The sequence below is a fragment of the Ureibacillus acetophenoni genome (assembly GCF_900220965.1).
In the GTDB taxonomy this organism is placed as follows: Bacteria; Bacillota; Bacilli; order Bacillales_A; family Planococcaceae; genus Ureibacillus; species Ureibacillus acetophenoni.
In genome coordinates, this window is record NZ_OBQC01000008.1 from 82,904 (window position 1) to 102,379 (window position 19,476).

At 34.3% G+C, this 19,476-nt stretch carries 16 protein-coding genes and 1 pseudogene; 8 read left to right on the forward strand and 9 right to left on the reverse strand.

What is annotated here, in order from left to right; all coding sequences use genetic code 11:
• Positions 1-136: 136 nt before the first annotated feature.
• A pseudogene (locus CRO45_RS20205) lies at positions 137-502 on the reverse strand (RidA family protein).
• Positions 499-1,458 (reverse strand): threonine ammonia-lyase, encoded by a 960-nt coding sequence (locus tag CRO45_RS11735; RefSeq protein ID WP_097149836.1) that lies wholly within the window; start codon positions 1,456-1,458, stop codon positions 499-501. The pseudogene CRO45_RS20205 and the gene CRO45_RS11735 overlap by 4 nt, the downstream one beginning before the upstream one ends.
• 213 nt (positions 1,459-1,671) lie before the next feature.
• Between CRO45_RS11735 and CRO45_RS11740 the strand changes: the two genes are divergently transcribed.
• Positions 1,672-2,181: a type 1 glutamine amidotransferase domain-containing protein gene (locus CRO45_RS11740; protein ID WP_097149837.1), complete on the forward strand. Its 510-nt coding sequence runs from the start codon at positions 1,672-1,674 to the stop codon at positions 2,179-2,181.
• A gap of 147 nt (positions 2,182-2,328) precedes the next feature.
• Here CRO45_RS11740 and CRO45_RS11745 read toward each other — a convergent pair whose 3' ends face one another.
• Positions 2,329-2,769, reverse strand: a complete 441-nt coding sequence (locus tag CRO45_RS11745) for a YtoQ family protein (RefSeq protein ID WP_097149838.1) — start codon at positions 2,767-2,769, stop codon at positions 2,329-2,331.
• A gap of 159 nt (positions 2,770-2,928) precedes the next feature.
• Here CRO45_RS11745 and nadX point away from each other — a divergent pair, with 159 nt between their 5' ends.
• Positions 2,929-3,702, forward strand: coding sequence for an aspartate dehydrogenase (gene nadX / locus CRO45_RS11750; RefSeq protein WP_097149839.1), 774 nt, complete (start codon positions 2,929-2,931; stop codon positions 3,700-3,702).
• A 76-nt stretch (positions 3,703-3,778) separates the two neighbouring features.
• Here the strand turns inward: nadX and CRO45_RS11755 are convergent, their stop codons facing one another.
• The 4 genes from CRO45_RS11755 to CRO45_RS11770 form a co-directional block, all read right to left on the reverse strand.
• On the reverse strand, positions 3,779-5,032 hold the full coding sequence (locus CRO45_RS11755; RefSeq protein WP_097149840.1) for an MFS transporter: 1,254 nt from the start codon (positions 5,030-5,032) through the stop codon (positions 3,779-3,781).
• A gap of 169 nt (positions 5,033-5,201) precedes the next feature.
• Positions 5,202-5,882: a phosphoribosylaminoimidazolesuccinocarboxamide synthase gene (locus CRO45_RS11760; RefSeq protein WP_097149841.1), complete on the reverse strand. Its 681-nt coding sequence runs from the start codon at positions 5,880-5,882 to the stop codon at positions 5,202-5,204.
• 197 nt (positions 5,883-6,079) lie between these two features.
• A complete protein-coding gene (locus CRO45_RS11765) occupies positions 6,080-8,134 on the reverse strand; it encodes a S9 family peptidase (RefSeq protein WP_097149842.1) in 2,055 nt (684 codons plus the stop codon).
• 397 nt (positions 8,135-8,531) lie between these two features.
• The gene (locus tag CRO45_RS11770) at positions 8,532-9,788 is read right to left on the reverse strand and encodes a GNAT family N-acetyltransferase (protein WP_097149843.1); all 1,257 of its coding nucleotides are present in this window, start codon (positions 9,786-9,788) and stop codon (positions 8,532-8,534) included.
• A 486-nt stretch (positions 9,789-10,274) separates the two neighbouring features.
• On the opposite strand from CRO45_RS11770, the gene CRO45_RS11775 reads away from it, so the two are divergent.
• Together CRO45_RS11775 and CRO45_RS11780 are read left to right on the forward strand one after the other, a co-directional pair.
• On the forward strand, positions 10,275-10,589 hold the full coding sequence (locus CRO45_RS11775; protein WP_097149844.1) for a hypothetical protein: 315 nt from the start codon (positions 10,275-10,277) through the stop codon (positions 10,587-10,589).
• Positions 10,590-10,880: 291 nt separating this feature from the next.
• Positions 10,881-12,428 carry a DUF7309 domain-containing protein gene (locus CRO45_RS11780; protein ID WP_170949481.1) on the forward strand — a complete coding sequence of 516 codons (1,548 nt, stop codon included), beginning with the start codon at positions 10,881-10,883 and terminating at the stop codon, positions 12,426-12,428.
• A 209-nt stretch (positions 12,429-12,637) separates the two neighbouring features.
• On the opposite strand, the gene CRO45_RS11785 is transcribed toward CRO45_RS11780, so the two are convergent.
• Positions 12,638-13,258, reverse strand: coding sequence for a hypothetical protein (locus CRO45_RS11785; RefSeq protein WP_097149846.1), 621 nt, complete (start codon positions 13,256-13,258; stop codon positions 12,638-12,640).
• 248 nt (positions 13,259-13,506) lie between these two features.
• On the opposite strand from CRO45_RS11785, the gene CRO45_RS11790 reads away from it, so the two are divergent.
• Positions 13,507-14,085 carry an HD domain-containing protein gene (locus CRO45_RS11790; protein ID WP_097149847.1) on the forward strand — a complete coding sequence of 193 codons (579 nt, stop codon included), beginning with the start codon at positions 13,507-13,509 and terminating at the stop codon, positions 14,083-14,085.
• Positions 14,086-14,245: 160 nt separating this feature from the next.
• On the opposite strand, the gene CRO45_RS11795 is transcribed toward CRO45_RS11790, so the two are convergent.
• The gene (locus CRO45_RS11795) at positions 14,246-14,653 is read right to left on the reverse strand and encodes a hypothetical protein (protein WP_097149848.1); all 408 of its coding nucleotides are present in this window, start codon (positions 14,651-14,653) and stop codon (positions 14,246-14,248) included.
• 201 nt (positions 14,654-14,854) lie between these two features.
• Between CRO45_RS11795 and CRO45_RS11800 the strand changes: the two genes are divergently transcribed.
• The 3 genes from CRO45_RS11800 to CRO45_RS11810 all read left to right on the forward strand — a co-directional run bounded on the left by CRO45_RS11800 (position 14,855) and on the right by CRO45_RS11810 (position 19,361).
• Positions 14,855-15,787: a nucleoside hydrolase gene (locus CRO45_RS11800; protein ID WP_141400330.1), complete on the forward strand. Its 933-nt coding sequence runs from the start codon at positions 14,855-14,857 to the stop codon at positions 15,785-15,787.
• A 610-nt stretch (positions 15,788-16,397) separates the two neighbouring features.
• The gene (gene abc-f, locus CRO45_RS11805) at positions 16,398-18,317 is read left to right on the forward strand and encodes a ribosomal protection-like ABC-F family protein (protein ID WP_097149850.1); all 1,920 of its coding nucleotides are present in this window, start codon (positions 16,398-16,400) and stop codon (positions 18,315-18,317) included.
• Between the two features lie 192 nt (positions 18,318-18,509).
• Positions 18,510-19,361, forward strand: coding sequence for a DegV family protein (locus CRO45_RS11810; protein WP_097149851.1), 852 nt, complete (start codon positions 18,510-18,512; stop codon positions 19,359-19,361).
• The last annotated feature ends 115 nt before the right edge of the window (positions 19,362-19,476 follow it).

Sequence of the window (19,476 nt, forward strand, 5' to 3'; positions counted from 1 at the left end):
TCTGCCAAGAATGGCATACGACATAACCGGAATTATGTGCAATTGCACATAATTCTAGTTATGTCGTATCTAAAATTCGTTTAAAGGTCATTTCACATAGAAAAATTTGCAATAAGCTAATTCCGAAGTGAAAAATTTAAACTAACTCTGCAACGGCTTCTAGTTCAATTTTACATCCATTATTTAATGGAAGTATTGGGATTATGGCACGCGCGGGTTTATGGTCGCCAAAAAATTGAGCGTACACTTGATTTACAGCATCCCAATCATCAGCTGAGGTAATATATACTCTACACATGACCACTTGGTCTTTTGTACAACCAGCATCTTTCAAAACTTTTTCTAACTTTTCTAAAGCCATTTTTGTTTAAGCTTCAATCCCACCTGGTACTGGCATTCCTGTTTTAGGATCTGCGGATGTTTGACCTGAAATATAAACTGTATTTCCACTAATCATAGCTGGACTATAGTGTCCTCGTGGGGAACCTGCAACTGCTCTCATATGCTCAACTCCTCAAATTTACTAAATTGATCCATATCAATATTGCCACCTGAAATAAACAATACGACTTTTTCATTCGGATTAAATTTAACAGCTCCTTGTAAGAAAGCCCCCAAAGTAATACATGAAGAAATTTCTGCTACTAATTTTCCCTTTGTTAACATTAGCTTCGTTGCTTTAAGAATATTTTCTTCATCGACAGTGACGATTTCGTCCACATATTTCTCAACCACAGGATAATTGAGTTTCCCAGGTTCTAATGTTTGTAAACCATCTGCTACTGACTTCGATTCTTTTGGTAATGGAACGGGATGACCTACTGTAAAACTATTACTATAGCGAGCAACATTAGTAGGTTCTACGCCGATGATCTTTACATGGGGATTCGTTTCTTTCACAAATGTTGATAAACCACTAATTAATCCGCCCCCACCAATTGGAACAATAATTGTATCCACATCTGGTAGTTGTTCAAGTATTTCTAAACCTGCAGTACCTTGTCCTGCCATAATGTCATAATCATCAAATGGTGAAATAAAACGCCAATTGTTATCCTCGCTCAGTTTATTGGCTACTTGGAATCTTTCTGAGGGAGCGCTAAAAATGATCTCTGCCCCATAAGATTGAATTCCTTCGACTTTAATTTTCGGAGTGTTTTCTGGAACGACAACGTAAGCCTTCGTACCAAGTTGTTTTGCTGCATAGGCAATTGCTTTCCCATGATTTCCTGATGAAGCAGTAATAATTCCTTTTTTCATTTCGTCTTCTGGTAGTGATAATAAAGCATTAAGAGCACCACGGACTTTGAATGAATTTGTTTTTTGAAAAGACTCTAGTTTAGCATGAACCTGGCAACCAAAGTCTTCATCTAGATTACTTAAATGGAGAAGAGGGGTTTTATAAATATAAGGATTGATACGTGCTTGTGCTTCTTGAATCGATTGAATTGTAAGCATGGATAGAGCCTCCAAGAGTCAGAATATTTTAAAACTATATTTTAAATACTAAAGTTATAGTGAATATTTGTAAATTAATTTAGCAATTAAATATATATTAGTGAATAATAGATAATAATTTGTTGATTCTTTCAAAGACGCAATATTTTGCCAATTTAATAGTGTTGTCTTATACTATACTTGTAAAATATGTATTAACTGGAGGTTTTTGATATGGCAAAGGTAGCATTTCTATTAGCAGGCGGATTTGAGGACTCTGAAATGAAAAATCCATATGACGCTGTGAAGGAAGCAGGACACGAGGCAGTCATCATTGGATTAGAAAAAGGTGCTAAATGCGATGGTAAAAAAGGAACAGTATCCTACAATGCTGACCTTGGGGCATCTGAAGCTAAGTCAGAAGATTTTGATGCTGTTATAATACCTGGCGGAGGCGCTCCAGAAGCATTACGTGTAAATGACGACGTTGTTCGTTTTGTGAAAGAAGTAAATGAAGAGGGTAAGTTAATTGCTGGTATTTGTCACGGACCACAAGTTATGATTAGTGCTGATATATTAAAAGGTAAGTCTGCAACTTGCTACATTGGAATCCGAGATGATGTAAAGCTAGCTGGCGCAGAATATCGTGACGAAGAAGTGGTTGTTAGTGAAAATATTATTACATCACGTACGCCATTTGATGAACCTGCATTTATCCGTGAAATTCTAGCAAAATTAAATTAATTTATATAGCAAAAGGAAGAGAGTGACTGCAAAGGTTCTCTCTTCTTTTTTATTGTCCATACCTATAGTAAATCTGAAAATAAATAGACCCAGAATTCGTAAAATTTACGAAAACTGGGTCTTGGCAAGTGCTCATCTTTGCGAATATTATTCAAAAATATAACTGATCACATCAATTGCTTGGTCAACAGTTTCTACAGTTACATTCGCTTTGTTGGAAAGTTCTTTTAATGGGTGAATTAATGATTCAGGTCTGATAATAATAGTTGGCTTGTTCATTGCGATAGCCATGCTTGCGTCCATTGCTGTATTCCATTGTTTATATTTCTCTCCAAATAAAGCAATAACGATATCAGCTTTTTGCATTAAAACCTGCGTTCTAAAATTATTTATATCGGATGCTGCATCGTCTTTGTAATAATTCGTCGGTTGTTTTCCTAGAATTTCTTCACCGATATTGTCTGAACGATCATGGTTTGTTTGTGGTGCTACAAAATGAAGTGGAAGGTTCTTTTCTTTTGCTTTTTGAGCAACTTCCTCCCTCCAATTATCATGAATCTGACCTGCTAGATATACAGTAAGTTCCATTTCAATTCCTCCAATACTAGTTAACTAAGTCTATCGTAACTAATTTGACTAAGTTTTCAAAGTAAACACCATTATCAGCTCATATCTACTAAAAATCAAAACTATGTTATGGTAAGGGTTAGAAAAGATAGTGATAGATAATATTTAAGGAGGCCTACGATGAATATCGGTATAATTGGTGCAGGTGCAATTTCTAATTTTTTACTGCAAAAATTAAATGGTCGTCAGGATATAAAAATAAAAAGTATTTTCGTACGTGATAAGGAAAAATATCAATCTTTGGAATCTAATTTTCAAGTAACATTATTTACAGATCTTGATGCATTTCTTGATTCGGATATTGATATTGTCGTAGAGGCAGCAGATTTACATGCAGTGAAATCCTTAATACCTTCTGTTATAAAAAGGAAGGCGGTTGTATTAATTAGTATCGGAGCACTGGCAGATGTTGAACTGCTAAAAGAGATAAGTCATTTATCCAATGAGTATAAACATGAAATACACTTACCATCTGGTGCTATAGGTGGTTTAGATTTATTGCAAAATGCACACGCACTTGGTTTGGTAACAGGTGTTTCGTTAACAACTCGAAAACCTGCTAGTTCTCTAATTGACGAGGCAATTGATGAAGCAAAAGTTGTATTTGAAGGTAGTGCGATTGAAGCCATCCGACAGTTTCCGAAAAATATGAATGTCTCTATCGTCCTTTCACTTGCAGGAATAGGATTTGAGAAAACGAGAGTAAGCCTAATAGCTGATCCACATATTGATAAGAATGTTCACCATATTGAAATTGTTGGTGACTTTGGGGAAGCAACATTTACAATTACAAATAATCCGCTTCCGGAAAATCCAAAGACAAGCTATTTAGCTGCTATGAGTATTCTTGGAACATTAAATAGATTGGATGGAAGACTTAGAATCGGTGGTTAGAATTGGAGCCTCTTCTTAAAACAAACATGTTTAAGAAGAGGCTCTTTATATATATTGGAGAGAATTTTTAACTTTATTAGCTAACTACTTGCTTTGCCTGTTTTTTTATAACTATTACAAATAAGCTTGCCAACACACAGAATACACCTGCCATAAAAAATGCCCAAGTATAAGTGTTGAAATATTTATAAATTAAACCTCCGCCATAGGCTGCCGCTGCAGCACCTACTTGGTGAGCTGCATAAATCCAACCATAAATAATAGCACTATTCTGAAGTCCGAAAATTTGTCTTGAGAGATTAATAGTAGGTGGTACAGTAGCTACCCAATCTAACCCATAAAACACAGTGAACACCATAATCCAAGTAATATTGCCATCCATTAACGCGAAAGGAAGAAGTACAAGAGAGCCCCCTCTTAGTAGGTAATACCAAAATAATAGCCAGCGATTATCGATGCGATCTGACAACCATCCAGATAGAGTTGTTCCGACCATGTTAAAAACACCCATAAATGAAAGTAACGAAGCGGCAGTTACTAAAGGTATTCCAAAGCTAATACAAAAAGAAATAAAATGAGTACCAATTAATCCATTCGTTGAAAAACCGCATACAAAGAAACTTCCTGCTAATAACCAAAATTCCTTTGACTTCACAGCAACAAATAATCCGTTAAATGCAATGGCGATTGGATTTCCATTTTGACTTTTGTTTAATTCATCGATATCTTCTGTTTGACCATAAGGAAGAATGCCAATATCTTTGGGTGAGTTTTTAATAAATAGTAAGATAATGATAAACATAATAATGCTAAGAGCACAAATTAACCCAATTGCCCAACGCCACGAATAGTTTTCAATTACTATTGCTAAGACAGGAAGTAATAGTAATTGGCCCATTGCCGTACTTGCTGTTAATATTCCTGTCGCAAGTCCTCTTTTTTCTTTAAACCAATGATTTGCTACATATGGACTTAATACTGTTAAGAAAAGACTAGACCCAAGTCCAATAATAATTCCCCAAATGATAATCAATTGCCAAGATTGATTCATCAAAAGGATTAATAAGAGTCCTATAAGCAAAGTTGCCATAGCTACTAGCATCATTTTCTTTAGCCCGAATTTCTCCAGTAATGCGGCCATAAAAGGACCTGATATTCCATAGAAAAGCAGACAAATTCCAAAAGCAATGGAGATTACGGGGCGATCCCAACCAAACTCTTTTTCAAAAGGTGTTAAGAAGACTCCAGATGATGCAACAATAATTCCGGCGACAATAATGGAAAAAAATGAAATAATTAAAATAAACCAACTATAATGAATACGCCTCAAGACCAAACCGCCTATCTATCTATGATTCTTTATTTTATATAGTAGTCAGTTAATTGTAAATTACTGTATTAGGAGAATGGGATTGATTGAGGAACGTAGCATTATGAAAAAGAACATATGAAAATAAAAGCCTCTTCATAAAAATGTTTATGAAGAGGCTTGAAATAATTTATAAGAACAGTTTTTCTAATTCTAATGGTTCAATGTATTTCCCATCTTTATAGGCACGCATGTTACCACCAGAGATTTCATCAATTAGAACGATTTGGCGACCTGTACCTGTACGGCCGAATTCTAATTTAATATCGTATAATTCAATTCCTTTTTTCGCTAATTCTTCTTTCACGACGTTACTGATTTGTTGTGTTAAATCTTTTAACACTTTATATTCATCTTTAGATAAGATACCAAGCATATCTAAAGCGTCTTCGCTAATTGGTGGGTCTTGGCGTTCGTCATCTTTAATAGTCACTTCAACGAAAGCATCTAAAGGTTGTCCTTCTTCAGCGTATAATCCGTATCTACGTAAAAAGCTTCCTACTGCGCGGTAGCGACAAATCACTTCTAGCCCTTTTCCGAAAACTTCAGCAGGTTTTACAGTCATTGTTGCTTTTTCAATATCAGCATCAACATAGTGTGTTGGGATTCCTTTTTCTTTTAATACTTCAAAAAAGTACTTTGTTAGTTTAAGCCCTGAACGTCCAGCACCTTCGATTGTCAATCCAACTGAGTTGGCACCTGGATCGAATACTCCGTCCACACCTGTAACATCATCTTTAAATTGTAATAGATAATTGCCATCATTTAATTCATAAACGTCTTTTGTTTTACCTGTATAAATATGCTTCATGTCTGAACTCCTTTATGATTTTAGCCATAATCTTGGAATATCACGCTATGTAAATATAATAAATCAAAAAATTATAATTGTACAAGGATTCTGAGAATTTCCTTGCGATTTTATGTGTCTAAAATCTGTACAAAGTATAAAGGAGGGGAAAAAATTCGAACGCATTAGAGCAATGCGTTCATTTCTTAATATTTTATTTATACTTCTACAGGGACTCCAAGCTTATCAAGAATAAATGCATAGCATTCAGCCGCTTCTTTCAAATGGTTAAAACGACCTGAAGCACCAAAATGCCCAGCCCCCATATTTGTTTTTAGCACAAGGATATTGTTATCTGTTTTCAAGGCTCTTAATTGAGCAACCCATTTTGCAGGTTCCCAATAACCGACTCGCGGGTCATTTAATCCAGTTGTAATGTACATATGCGGATAATTTTTCGCTTCAACATTATCATACGGACTATATGATTTCATATAGTGGTATTCATCAGGCTTTCTAGGATCACCCCATTCTTGCCATTCCAATGTAGTAAGAGGAATCGTTTCGTCTAGCATCGTCGTAACAACATCTACGAACGGCACTTCAGGAACAATTACTTCGAATAGCTCTCCAGCCATATTTGCAACGGCACCTACTAGTAAACCACCTGCACTGCCACCACGTGCAGCCATTTTACTGGAATTTGTATAGCCTAGTTCAATTAAATGTTTTGCTGCAGCAATAAAATCAGTAAATGTATTTCGTTTATGTTCCATTTTCCCATTCATGTACCAACTGCGGCCCATTTCAGAACCACCGCGTACTTGAGCAGTGACAAATACAATGCCCTGGTCAAGTAATGGAAGACGGTACGGATCGAAATATGGCTCGCTGTTTGCACCATAGGAACCGTAGCCTGATAAAATCAATGGTGCAGGTCCATTATCAAGCGCACCTTCACGATAGACAACAGTCATCGGGATTTTTACGCCATCTTCAGCAACTGTCCATAATTGTTCTTGAAGATAATTAGAAACTTCATAGTCTCCACTAACAGGTGCAACTTGTAAAACAGTCTTCTCCCCAGTTTGTAAATTCAGCGCATAAGTTGTTTTAGGTGTAATTAATGATTCAAAGTGAATTAATAATTCTGATGCGTCATAGCTTTGGTTTTCTATAATTGACAATGTATATAGTGGTTCATCCCATTCAAATTGCGTTAATTTATCATCTTTAAATAACCAAATTTGTGTCAATCCGTTTTCTCGACCTAAAAGAAGCAAAGAGTTTTGGAACGGGTACATTGCCTGAATGAAACGATTTTTGTCATATGGTATTAAGCTCTTACGTGAAGATGGATCACTAATAGGGCAGTGAAGGATTTGGAAGTTCAATGCATCCTCGTTCGTCAGAATTAGTAAATCTTCTCCCCAATGTTCAACATCATATTCTACGCCTTCACGACGTCCATCTATTAACTGTAGTGAAGCCAAAGGTTCTTCGGCGTTAATAAGACGGATTTCAGTTGTCGTACTAGATCTCGAATAAACATTAATAAACTTTCCACTTTGTGATTTATAGATAAAAAGGGTATAGGTTACATCTTTTTCTTCGTAAAGTAATTCATCATTAGCAACATCACTACCTATAAGATGACGCCACAATTGGTATGGTCGTTGCATTTCATCAACAGTAATATAAAAAATGAATTCGCCGCAATGACTCCATTCAATACTGCTATACAAATAGACATTCGGAATTTTGTCAGGTAATAGTTCGCCTGTTTCCAAATCTTTTATGTGTAATGTATAGCGGTCTGAACCATCCCGGTTTTCCAAATAGGCTAGTAGTTTATGATCAGTGCTCGTACGACGTTCTGTCACACTTAAATAATCATCCCCAGCAACCAATACATTAAGGTCGAGAATGATTTGTTCTTTCGCATTTGCAAGAAGCTCACGGTTAGCAGCTTGTTTACGGGCGTAAATTGGATATTGTTTATCTTTATCTAGTCGAGAATAGTAGAAGAATGGCCCATGTTGTACCGGAACCTTTACATCAGAATCGGGTACACGGTCTACCATACTTTGATAAATCTGTTCAGTTTGTTTCTCCAGTGGTTTCATGATTTCATCATAATACCGATTTTCTTCCTCTAAGTACTGAATAACTTCTGGATTTGTACGGTCTTTTAACCAATAATAATCATCTTCACGACGGTCTCCATGCAATTCATGGGTATAAGGAATACGTTTTGCAACAGGTGGTTTCATATATATTCTCCTTTCTAACTTTCTAATGTGAAGTTCGTGAAAGTCTAATTGAATTCCTCTTTTATCCTGTAGATTTTAATCTATCTAGGCAAAATAAAAGAGCTTGGGACATAAGTAAAAAAGTACAATCGGTCATTCTTTTCCGATTGTACTTTTTGGATATAGTATCGTTCGCTTCCGATGCAGGCCTCGCTTTCCGCAGGGAAGCCTTGAGCCGCTTCAAGCTAAAGCTCTGCAGGGTCTCAAGACTGCTTCTATGTCCTGCAGGAGTCTCAGCCTGCCTCTCCAGCGAACGACTTTCAAATAAAGTTGTGAGCAATATTTTACTATTACAATAACCTTCTGATTGCTGAAGATTATCTTTTGTCCCAGCCTCTTACAAATACTATATTCTCTTTTAAAAAGCTGTCATACAAATTGGTTTATTAAATGAACTAAATATAGAATTTAATGTCTCCAAGTAGGTAGAGTCGCTAATCTCAATCTTGCTAAACATATATAATTGTTTAAGTGATATAACTCCCATTAATAAAGAAGATAGTTCGGCAATATCAATTTTTACTTCTACTTGAACATCAGCATTTTCTATAACTTCCAGTAATCCGTCTTTAACCTGTAGTACTAGCTCCCCTTGGTTGTTAGGGAAGAAGGAATCGGTAACTGTTAGTTTCACTTTCAAGTCAGGTGATAATAGTTTGCGATGACTAATTTGTTGGATAAAGCCTTTCACATCAATGATACGGTACATTAACCCAATTCCTGAAGTAGCACTTGGATGATATACGCTAGGAATTAACTCAGTAGAGCCGTTGCGAGCATCATCTACTAGGAATCGAACAGCTTCATCCTGGGTGTTCCATTCAATTCGGTGAACTTGATCGGCTTGGCTATTTAAAAATGTGCTAAGCTCTACTAATGCTTCGGGTGTTTCATAAATCCATTCTTTAATCACTAATTTGTTGAGCATAAAGTTAGTTTCGCTCTGTTTTCTAAAAGTAAAAACAATGTACCCTTGTATCTTATTATTCTTTCTAAAAGCAACAATGCGATTTTCAGCATTTTTAAACAAAGCTTGCCATTCATATTCTGTTTTATAAAACATACCATGATTACTTTCAACAAAACGCTTATAGGAAGCTTTTAATAGCTCCAAATCTTCTTCCTTTGTATAGAATAGATGCTCTTTTGTAGGTCCTTTTGGAAAGCTAGATGGCTCTAGGAAGTATTGGTATATGCTAGATCCATAGCCAAATCCCATTTTCTTATAAAAATCAGGTCTGAAAGGGTACAAAGCTACGATATTGACTCCTTTTTCCTTAAACATTTGAAAAAACTGTTCAATCAATTCTTTTGCAGCACGCTCTTTTTTATGCAACAAATCCACTGCAACTAAACCGACGCCACCAATTTCCGCTTTTTTAGAGAATAAGTTCATTTCATAGTAATGTATACGCATCCCTGCAATTAGCTGCTGATCTCTGAACAAACCGAAGAAATCAACTGCAGGATCGTCATGTTGCTTATTCATTAAAAACTCTTTAAACTTTTGCTTTTCTTGTGGTGTATTTGCAAGTATTCCTGGATATGCATTAGCTACAATATCTACGAACTTTTCAAACTCACTTACATTAACTAACTTTCTTATTTCTCCCATCCAAAATTCCCCCTTTACTTCTACCAATAATATAAATTTCTACTTATTAACAGGCAATAATAAAATAGTTTTATATAAAATGTTTTAAACTCTCTTAAAAATATAAAAAATTTTTTTTGTAATATTATGACGTGAGACCATTTCAAAAAATCATTTTGACAATTCTAACTTGTATAAATATGATTTAATGTAGAATTTTGTCGAATTTCTAGCTTTGACGGAATCTAACTATTATGGAATTATTTAATTACAGCCTCGCAATAACTCTTAAAACAACAACACATTCAATTTCTACCTAAGATTTTTAAAATCCAAACTATGTAAATATTTGTTAGATTATGTGCATTTATTTTTTCTCATCTTTATTTTCTATAACAATTGAAATTAATTGAAAGAGGTGGTGCACTATGTAAAATACTTTGATCCATTCTGTATTTTGTAACTATGAATTCAGTGGGAATATTCGTAGAAAAAGGAGTATAAATAATGGGACACGATATTTTTGGATTTAACAAAGCAGGAAAAGAAATAGCATATGCACGATTTAGCATGGGGAATCATCATGCTGCAATACTTTATACAATACTGGATGCAAATAAGTACAATGCAGGAGTTAGTGGTTCTGCAGACAGTTCTACGTATTCAGTAGAACAAATTGAAAAAGCATTAAATGAATTCAAGGAATCATATCTAAAAGATTCCTCAATGATCAATTGGAATCATGAACAAATCTTAAATTTTATTCAAAGTTGTTTAGCAACCGCCAAAAAAGAGGGACATGTTAAAGTGTACTTTGGATAGTCGATGAAAACCTGAAAGCCAATTGAGCAAGCAGTTTAGATAGACCACATTATGCATTTATTTATCATCATCTCCGTTAATCTTATCGTTTACTCACTATTCCCCAAAATTAACATCAAATTAGAAATACTTTCAATTAGACAAACAGCAAGAAAATACTACTTATGTGTCTTTTGCAATCAAGGAAATGTAAACTGGTTTTTATATGACACACCAACCCGTTATAAGCTATCATTAGAAAGAAATGGCCAGCCGTAAGACAACATATTAATTATTAGCGAGGATAAAATAGTGGGAAATATAATTCAATTAGAAATAGTACTCCAGGACTTTGAATCTGAAGTAAATCGTGTGCTTGAAATTGATGAACATATGACATTTGAACAATTATTTGATGCAATTGATATTTTGTTCGACCTTTCAGACTTACAATCTTATTTATTCCACATTAAAAGAAGTAAAGGTCTTCTAAATGATACTTATATTGGTGTGGATTTGGATGGAACATTTTTTGTCGACGAGGATGAAATTCTTGAGGATGAAAATGAAGATTTATGCGATTATCTAATAAATGAAATGGATTATGCTGAACTGACAATCGGAGATGATGATCTTTCATTTTTAATAACGGTTAAAAAGAGAATAAGTCCAAAGAAAACAATAAATTATCCACGTTGTATTGCGGGGATAGGATATATAGATCAACCGGGAATTACGATAAATTTAAAAGAAATTTCTGAGGATCTTAGTTTTTTACCATTCATAGATGATGAGATGATAGATGAATTATTCGGAGATGAGTTTGAAAATCTTGAGCATGAATTACAAAAAGCCGTTCAAATACCAACAAATTGGAATGATTTATTTGATGTAGCTGATGAATTAAAACAACTAAAACCATGGGAATATCTTAAGGATTATCAAGTCATTGTGGTTGAGCACCCTGAAACAGAAATCATGTTATTTATCAGTGTACTTGGAGCGGGTGGACAAGAGTTTGGTCTGGCGATCTATACAGGGGAAAGTGGGCGCAAGGCATTAGAAAACATATACCTTGATAACATAACAGAAGATTATTATTTTGATATTCAAAGTTTAAATGTATCATATGTCAATCGAGATGAGTTATCAAATGAGGACTACAATCTAATAAAATCACAGGGACTAAGCTACCGTGGAAAGAAAAACTGGATTCAGTTTAGATCCTATATTCCAGGGAAGTTCCCATGGATTCCTGATGGATTTGAAACAGAATTACTATTGTATGCGATGAAAGAAACGATTGAAGTAATCAATGAGTGTAAAAATGGATGGACAGTACCTGACTTACCTATTGGTGATTATTACTTCAGACAAAAAATCATTGTGAAAGGTCAAATGGAATTGAATGAACAGATTATTAGTTTCAATTCAGTGGAAGATGAAGGGTTTTATCCTGTATTCATTGAAATTTCTGAGTTTGAAGTAAAACAACTAGCTAAGAAGAAAGTAAACAACCAAGAAATTGAGTTCGACGCATTTTATTTACCCCAGGCCATTCAAGCTGAAGCAGGGGAACGTCCATACTATCCGTTAATGATATTAACTATCGATCGTCACTCAGAATTAGTTATCCATGAGGAATTAATTCCGTTACAAAAAATTCCACCAATTGTACAAGCAGCATTTTTCGAGACGTTAAAAGCACTACCTACATTACCTCGCAAAGTAATCGTTTCGAAAGAAATCTATTCATATATAGCTACGCTAGCTAAAAATCTGAATATACAAGTAGTGGAGGATAAATTAAAGGCAATTCCAACTTTCCGATCTTATTTAAGAGGACATGAAATTTTGTAGATGATGTGTGAATCAGGTATATTTAATACACACTGTGAGAGCAAATTTTGAGAATAATTAGTTTTGAACAGATTAGTTTTTCAATTCGTTTCCAAAAAAAACGAACTAAGAGTTCCAGTCAAGTTCTTTAAAGATAAGAATAAATATTATAAACATGTATTTAAAACGAGGGAGACCAGCTAGATGCGGGTCTTCCTCGTTTTATCGCATTAAAGATTTTTCAATTCTTTTTCCAATTGTTTAATTTCATCATTTAATGCTGTCATCTCTTTTGTAAGTTTTTTCTTCATTTGATCATTATCCAGGTTTTTTGCAAACTCTTCTAATTTAGCATCTAAACGATTTTTCTTATTTGCTAAATCTTCTTGTAATTGTTGTTTTCTATTTTTTAGGTTGATATTATTTTTTTCGTTTTGAAGCTTATCGATTTTTTGTTGATAATGCTCAATTTGTTGATCAATAGATTGTTCAGTTAATGCTTTAGGTTCTGTGAAAAATGGGTGATCTAATAGGAAGGAGTTTCGATTGTTGAAAAATCGATTTGTTTCTTGAAACAATTGTTGAAACGAACTATGGAATTTGTCTAACTCATTTTCAAAATTAGAAATAAATTTATTGTTAGAAGTTAATTCATTCCAGGCAAGATCGAACGCCTTTTGGTCGTTGTTCTTCACAGCTTCTTCTAACTTATTTCGTAATACATCAAAAGTTTTATCATCTATAACGTTCGTTGAAAAGCGATAAAACCCACCATTTGGGGCTTTTATCTCCAATATTTTTTGACCATTCAACATAGGGTTGTTGAAATGTTTATTGAAAAATGGAAACATATTAAAAACCTCCTAAATGATTTTTGTATATAAAAGGTCACTCCATTTGACTTTGACTAACTTTGACCTTTCGAGATTATAATAACTCCTTTAAATATTATCTGTCAATAATTAATTTGACCATTTTTGACTATTTGTTTAAAGTTTGAGAATCTAGATGTTAGTGATTATTAATACTTCCACTAAAAACATAAATATGTGGTTTATAAACAATATTAATTTTAAGCTTATATAAGAGGAGGGATTTAATGGATTTGATTGAAAAGGCGATCATCTATTCTTCGAAAGCTCATAGAAATCAGATGAGGAAGGGGTCAGATATCCCTTATATTACACATCCATTTGCGGTGGGAATGTTATTGCAAAAAGCTAATTGCTCAGAAGAAGTAATCGTGGCAGGGATCTTACATGATACATTGGAAGATACTGAGGCAACTTATGGGGATTTGAAAGGAAATTTTGGTGCTCAAGTGGCAAACCTTGTTGTGGCGGCATCTGAGAATGATAAATCTCAGTCCTGGGAAGTTAGAAAGCAACATACGATTGACCAGTTAAAGGATGTATCTTTAGAAGAGTTACAAGTGATTGTTGCAGATAAATTGCATAATTTAAGGTCAATTAGAATTGACCTAAATTTACAGGGGGAGTCGATCTGGCAACGATTTAAACGGGGTAAATACCATCAACATTGGTATTATGCCAATATCGTAAAAGTATTAACTTCTAGGAAAGAAGAGTTCAACCTTATTAATGAATTGGAGTTAGAAGTAAAAGAAGTTTTTGGTTCATTAGAGAGTCTTTCAATACAAGATATAGATAACGTATAAACTGAAAAGGGGAGCATTCCGACTCCTATTTTTTCCTACGAAGTTAACCCTACATTCTAATGGATTAATTTGAATTCATTTGATGTCGAGTGAAATTAAAAAAGCCCTTGAATACCCTAGCATCATAAGGTGTTTAAGGGCTGAACAGTAATAAGTTGATTTATCGCCAACGCAATACTATTAATAATTGACAACATTCTATATTAGCTGATTTAAATTCTAATCGTAAACCATCCGGATTAAAGTACATAGTAACATCAGAGTTAACCCCGCTTGATTTAATTAGTCGTTGAACTTCATCGCGATTATTGCGCTGCGCAGCATCCATAACTTGTGTACAAAAATCTTTAGAAGTTGCAAATCTCTGAACTAATTTGTTAGCATCGGCCATTAGTTGCTGAGATTGATTTGCAGATTGATATAGGCGATCTGGATCTACTGGTGGATATCCATCTTGCCTTTGGGCGGTATGATTTAAAAATTGTGGATTCATTGTTAAGTGTGTTTGTGCAGTGGGATATGAGGGATATGGGTAAGGATTACGATGATAATGATAGAAATAATACACAATTGTGCCTCCTTCCAAGGTAAGGTACTACTTCAAGATTATGCCGTGATACTTAACTACTCTAGGCCAAAAACTACAGGTTTTCCTTTTTTAATCCCCCCATTTGGATTGTTTTTCCTTTTTGCTTGTCTTACTCTTAACATTCTAGGCATTTGGTGCATATAACTGAATATATTTGTTATAGAAGGTGAGGTGCTTCTTATAACGAAGAAAATTCTTCTTTTCTGTGATCCTGGGATTGATGATTCCTTAGCTATAATGTATTCAATACTTGATCCGGAGATTGAGCTAGTTGGTATTGTAACAAGTTATGGAAATTTGACAAAAGATCAGGTAACAGCAAATGCAGCATATCTGTTGGATTTAGCTGGGAGGACAGATATTCCAATCATTCCTGGTGCATCTATGCCTGTCCAAGAAGAACAAAATTTAAGAATTTATCCGGAAATTCACGGAGAAAAAGGCATTGGTCCCATTAAACCCCCCTCTAACTTACGATATAAGATTTACCCCTTTGATATGATCCGTGTCATTATTGAAAAGTATAAAAACGAACTGATTATTGTCGACACAGGGCGTTCTACTACGCTAGCAACAGTATTTAACCTTTATCCAGAACATATCAAAATGGTACACTCCATTTATGTTATGGGCGGTGCATTTTTCGTTCCTGGTAACGCAACTGCATTGGCTGAAGCAAATTTCTATGGTGATCCGACATCTTCGAATCTTGTTGTGAAAAATGCACATAATCTGACGATCACCCCGTTAAATGTTACTCAACATGCTGTGCTTTCTGAAGAAATGGTGGAGTTTATTTCAAAAAATATGAAAAATGTTTATGCATTTTTGATGGAACCTATTTTCAAATATTACTACGAATTTTATAAGAAAAGTACGCCTGGTATTCAAGGAGCACCCATTCACGACTTACTAACAGTTATGGTTGTTAAAAATCCAAGCATTGTAGATTATATTCATTATGATGCAACTGTTATTGAGAGCACCGAGGCAAAGGGAATGTCCTTTATTGATATTCGGCCAACAAGTAAAAAGGGGAAAACGAGGATTGCTGTTAAATTACATTATGATGCCTTTATTGAGGAATTTAAAAAAGTGATGTTGAATGGGTGAACTGGACCATAGAAATTTATTTACAAAATAACGATAAAATGTAATGATATAGTTAATTCTGGAAAAGGAGAGTAAGTTTATGACGCCATCTAATTGCTAATATTAATTTAATTTTTAAAATTAATAGGATTTATTAATGAGTGTGAAAATCGCCTAATTTAATTAGGTTTATTTGTTATGCTCTTTATGAATCGGGCAATTTAGAAGGTAACTTACTTTACTGAAATTAGAATATAATTTAAATTTACTGTTTAGTAAATTTGTACGCGATCATAAGGGCACTTATGCACTCTTTTCGCGGAGCTTTTTAGTGTGTTCAACACTAAATCGATTCATATTCTACGATTATTTTAGACTGTAAGAAGTACTGATCTTCTTACGGTCTTTTTTATTGTCACATTTCGAGTACCAGGTACCCAAACAATTCAGAATATTTCGGGTGACAGGTACCCAAACAATTCAGAATATTTCGGGTGACAGGTACGCAAACAATTCAAAATATTTTGTGTACCAGGTACGCAAACAATTCTAAATATTTAGTAAATTATGTCTAGTGCCCTGTCCATAAACGGTGTAACTTCTTACTTTATGGATGAAAGAGGGAATTTGTATGTTTGAATTAAAGTTAATGGGCGTAAAAAAATATATGGAAGCGACGCTTGTTGTGAACAATATTTCGTTTGAGGCATATGAAGGGGACAAAATTGGGATTGTCGGGGCTAATGGTAGTGGGAAAAGTACTATTTTAAAACTCATTGCTGGAATTGAACCGATGAATTACTACCCTGGTTATCCCCAAACTTCAAGCCCTGGGTATGATGAAGGGCTAATTAAAATGTCAAGAGGGGTAAGTTGTGCATACCTTGAACAAATGCCGACTTATCCAGAAGGGTTAAAAGTGAAAGACGTTTTAGCCTTTGAAGAACTTGATTCAATTGAATATCAAATGCGAGATTTAGAAGAAAAAATGCAATCGTTAAAAGATATAGAACTTGAAAAGACTTTAAATAAATATAGCAATTTAGTTCAATTATATGAACTAAAAGGCGGGTATGAGAAAGAAGAAAAATTAAGCAAAGTTTGTACGGGTTTGAAATTTGATGAAACTTTCTTAAATAGAGACTTTGACCTTTTAAGTGGTGGAGAAAAGACAACAGTTGTTTTAGGGAAACTATTAATTCACAATCCAAACATATTACTACTAGATGAACCAACGAATCATTTAGATATGGATTCAATTGAATGGTTGGAAGGATATTTAAAAAACTATAAAGGAATCGTAATTATCGTCTCCCATGATCGATATTTTTTAGACAATGTTGTTACGAAAATCGTTGAATTTGAAGATATGGAATCCATTAGTTACAAAGGTAACTATTCATCTTTCGCTAGTCAAAAAGAAGAGAATATGAGGATCCAATACGAGCATTTCCGCGAACAACAAAAAAGCATCAAAAGTATGGAACAAACAATTAAAGACTTAAGAGACTGGGCTTTGAGAGCAGACAACAATAAATTCTTTAGAAGAGCTGCTAATATGCAAAAGAAACTCAATAAAATGGATCGAATCGATAAGCCTGTCTTTGAAAGACGAAACATGAGACTCAATTTAACTGCGACAGAACGTTCTGGAAAGGAAACAATCAAAGCAGTTGACCTATCAAAGTCTTACAATGGTCGAATTATCTTTAAAAATACTAATTTGTTAATTCAGTATGGAGAAAGAGTCGGTCTTATTGGCCAAAATGGAAGCGGGAAAACTTCATTTATAAAAATGTTATTAGGGGAAGAAACGCCTGACACTGGCACTGTTCAGTTTGGAGCTAATGTGATGCCTGCTTACTTACCTCAAAAAATAACTTTTAATAATGAGGATAGTACGGTTTTAGAAACATTTAGAGAAAACATCTCAATTTTAGAGGGGGAAGCAAGAGAATATTTGTCGAAGTTCATGTTTTATAAAAACACGGTCTTCAAAAAAGTAAAGCACCTATCAGGTGGCGAAAGAATCCGTTTGAAGCTTGCAATGCTACTATACCAAGATATCAATTTGCTAATTTTGGATGAACCAACAAATCATTTAGACATTGATTCTATTGAAACACTTGAGGAAGCGTTGGAAGATTTTGAAGGTACGATTCTATTTGTCTCACACGATCGATACTTTATAAATAAAATCGGTGGGCGTATTGTAGCAATTGAAAACTATTCTTTTAAAAGCTACCCAGGAAATTATGATGATTATAAAAATGAAATCGATAAATTAAAGACAATTAATAAAGAAGAACCTAAGTCAAAAGAGAAGCTAAAAAAGGTTGAACCATATGAAAAGAAAGAAAACAATGTAAAAAAAAAGGAACGAGTGCTGACCAAAATCGAAAAACTCGAAAATGAAATAAAAGAAATAGATTTAGCGATGACTCAAAATCAAAGTGATTACGAAACGCTTAGTAAGCTTTACGAAAGAAAAGTGGCATTATCTGATGAGTTAGAATTAGTAATGGATTTATGGTTTAGTTTAGAAGAGTAGTAAATGCCAATGCAAATTCACAATTAATCAAGGTTGAGGAGAAAACTGAATCCGGAGTTTAAAAAGTTATATAAAGTATAACAATTTTCGAAATAATTAAGTGGAAGAACTATCCATTTGATGTATAGTAAACTTATAAAACAAAATAACAAACAGGAATCGTTGTGTTTGTTTGTTAAAAGGAGATGTCCAATGGGGAGAATTATTTTTTCAACTGAGAGTGGGGCCGATTTACCAAAAGATTTAGTTGCAAAACATAATATTCAAGTAGTACCGATGCACGTAATAATGGATGGAAAAGATTATTTAGATGGGGAATTATCAGTTGAAGAAGTTTTTGATTATCACCATCGTACTAAAAAAATTCCATCTACAGCCGCAACAAATGAACATGAGTATCATGATTTATTTACACGGATAAGAGAAGAATACCCAAAAAGTATCATCATTCATATTGGCTATACTTCAAAAGCTTCCGCATCCTTTCAAAGTGCGTTAATTGCTGCTGAAAGTTTTACGGATATTTATCTTATTGATGCGTTAAACGTAACTGGTGGTTTAGGTGCTGTTGTAATGTATGCAGTCCAATTACTTGAAGAAAATCCTACCATTGAGACTGAAGAGTTAATAGAAAAAGTTGAAGCCATAGTACCTAAAACAAGGCTCGCATTCATTCCTGGTAGCTTAGATTTTCTAAGAGCAGGTGGGCGTGTGAGTAATATTGCTTATATTAGTGGAGCTTTATTGAAGATAAAGCCATGTATAGAATTGAAAGAAGGAAAGCTTGTTTCAACTAAAAAATATCGAGGGAATATGAGCACAGTCGCAGAAAAACTTTTTCGAGATTATTTAAACGAATACAACATTGACCGACAACAGTTGTACTTACTCTTCTCCATTGGACTTGAAGAAAGTATAAAGAAAAGGATTGATCAAATTGCAATCGAGGAAGGATTCAAAAATGTAAAATGGATGCAAGCTGGTGCGATGATCTCAACCCACGCTGGACCTGGTGGCTTTGGTATTGCAGGGATTGAACGTTAAATTTTTAGTAGGGATGGTGTTGGCTGCCATCCCTCTTTTTACATTAAAATTTAGATTTATTTCTATTTTCTGAGGATACATTTAAGTTCTCACTCTACATTTTATGATACGATGG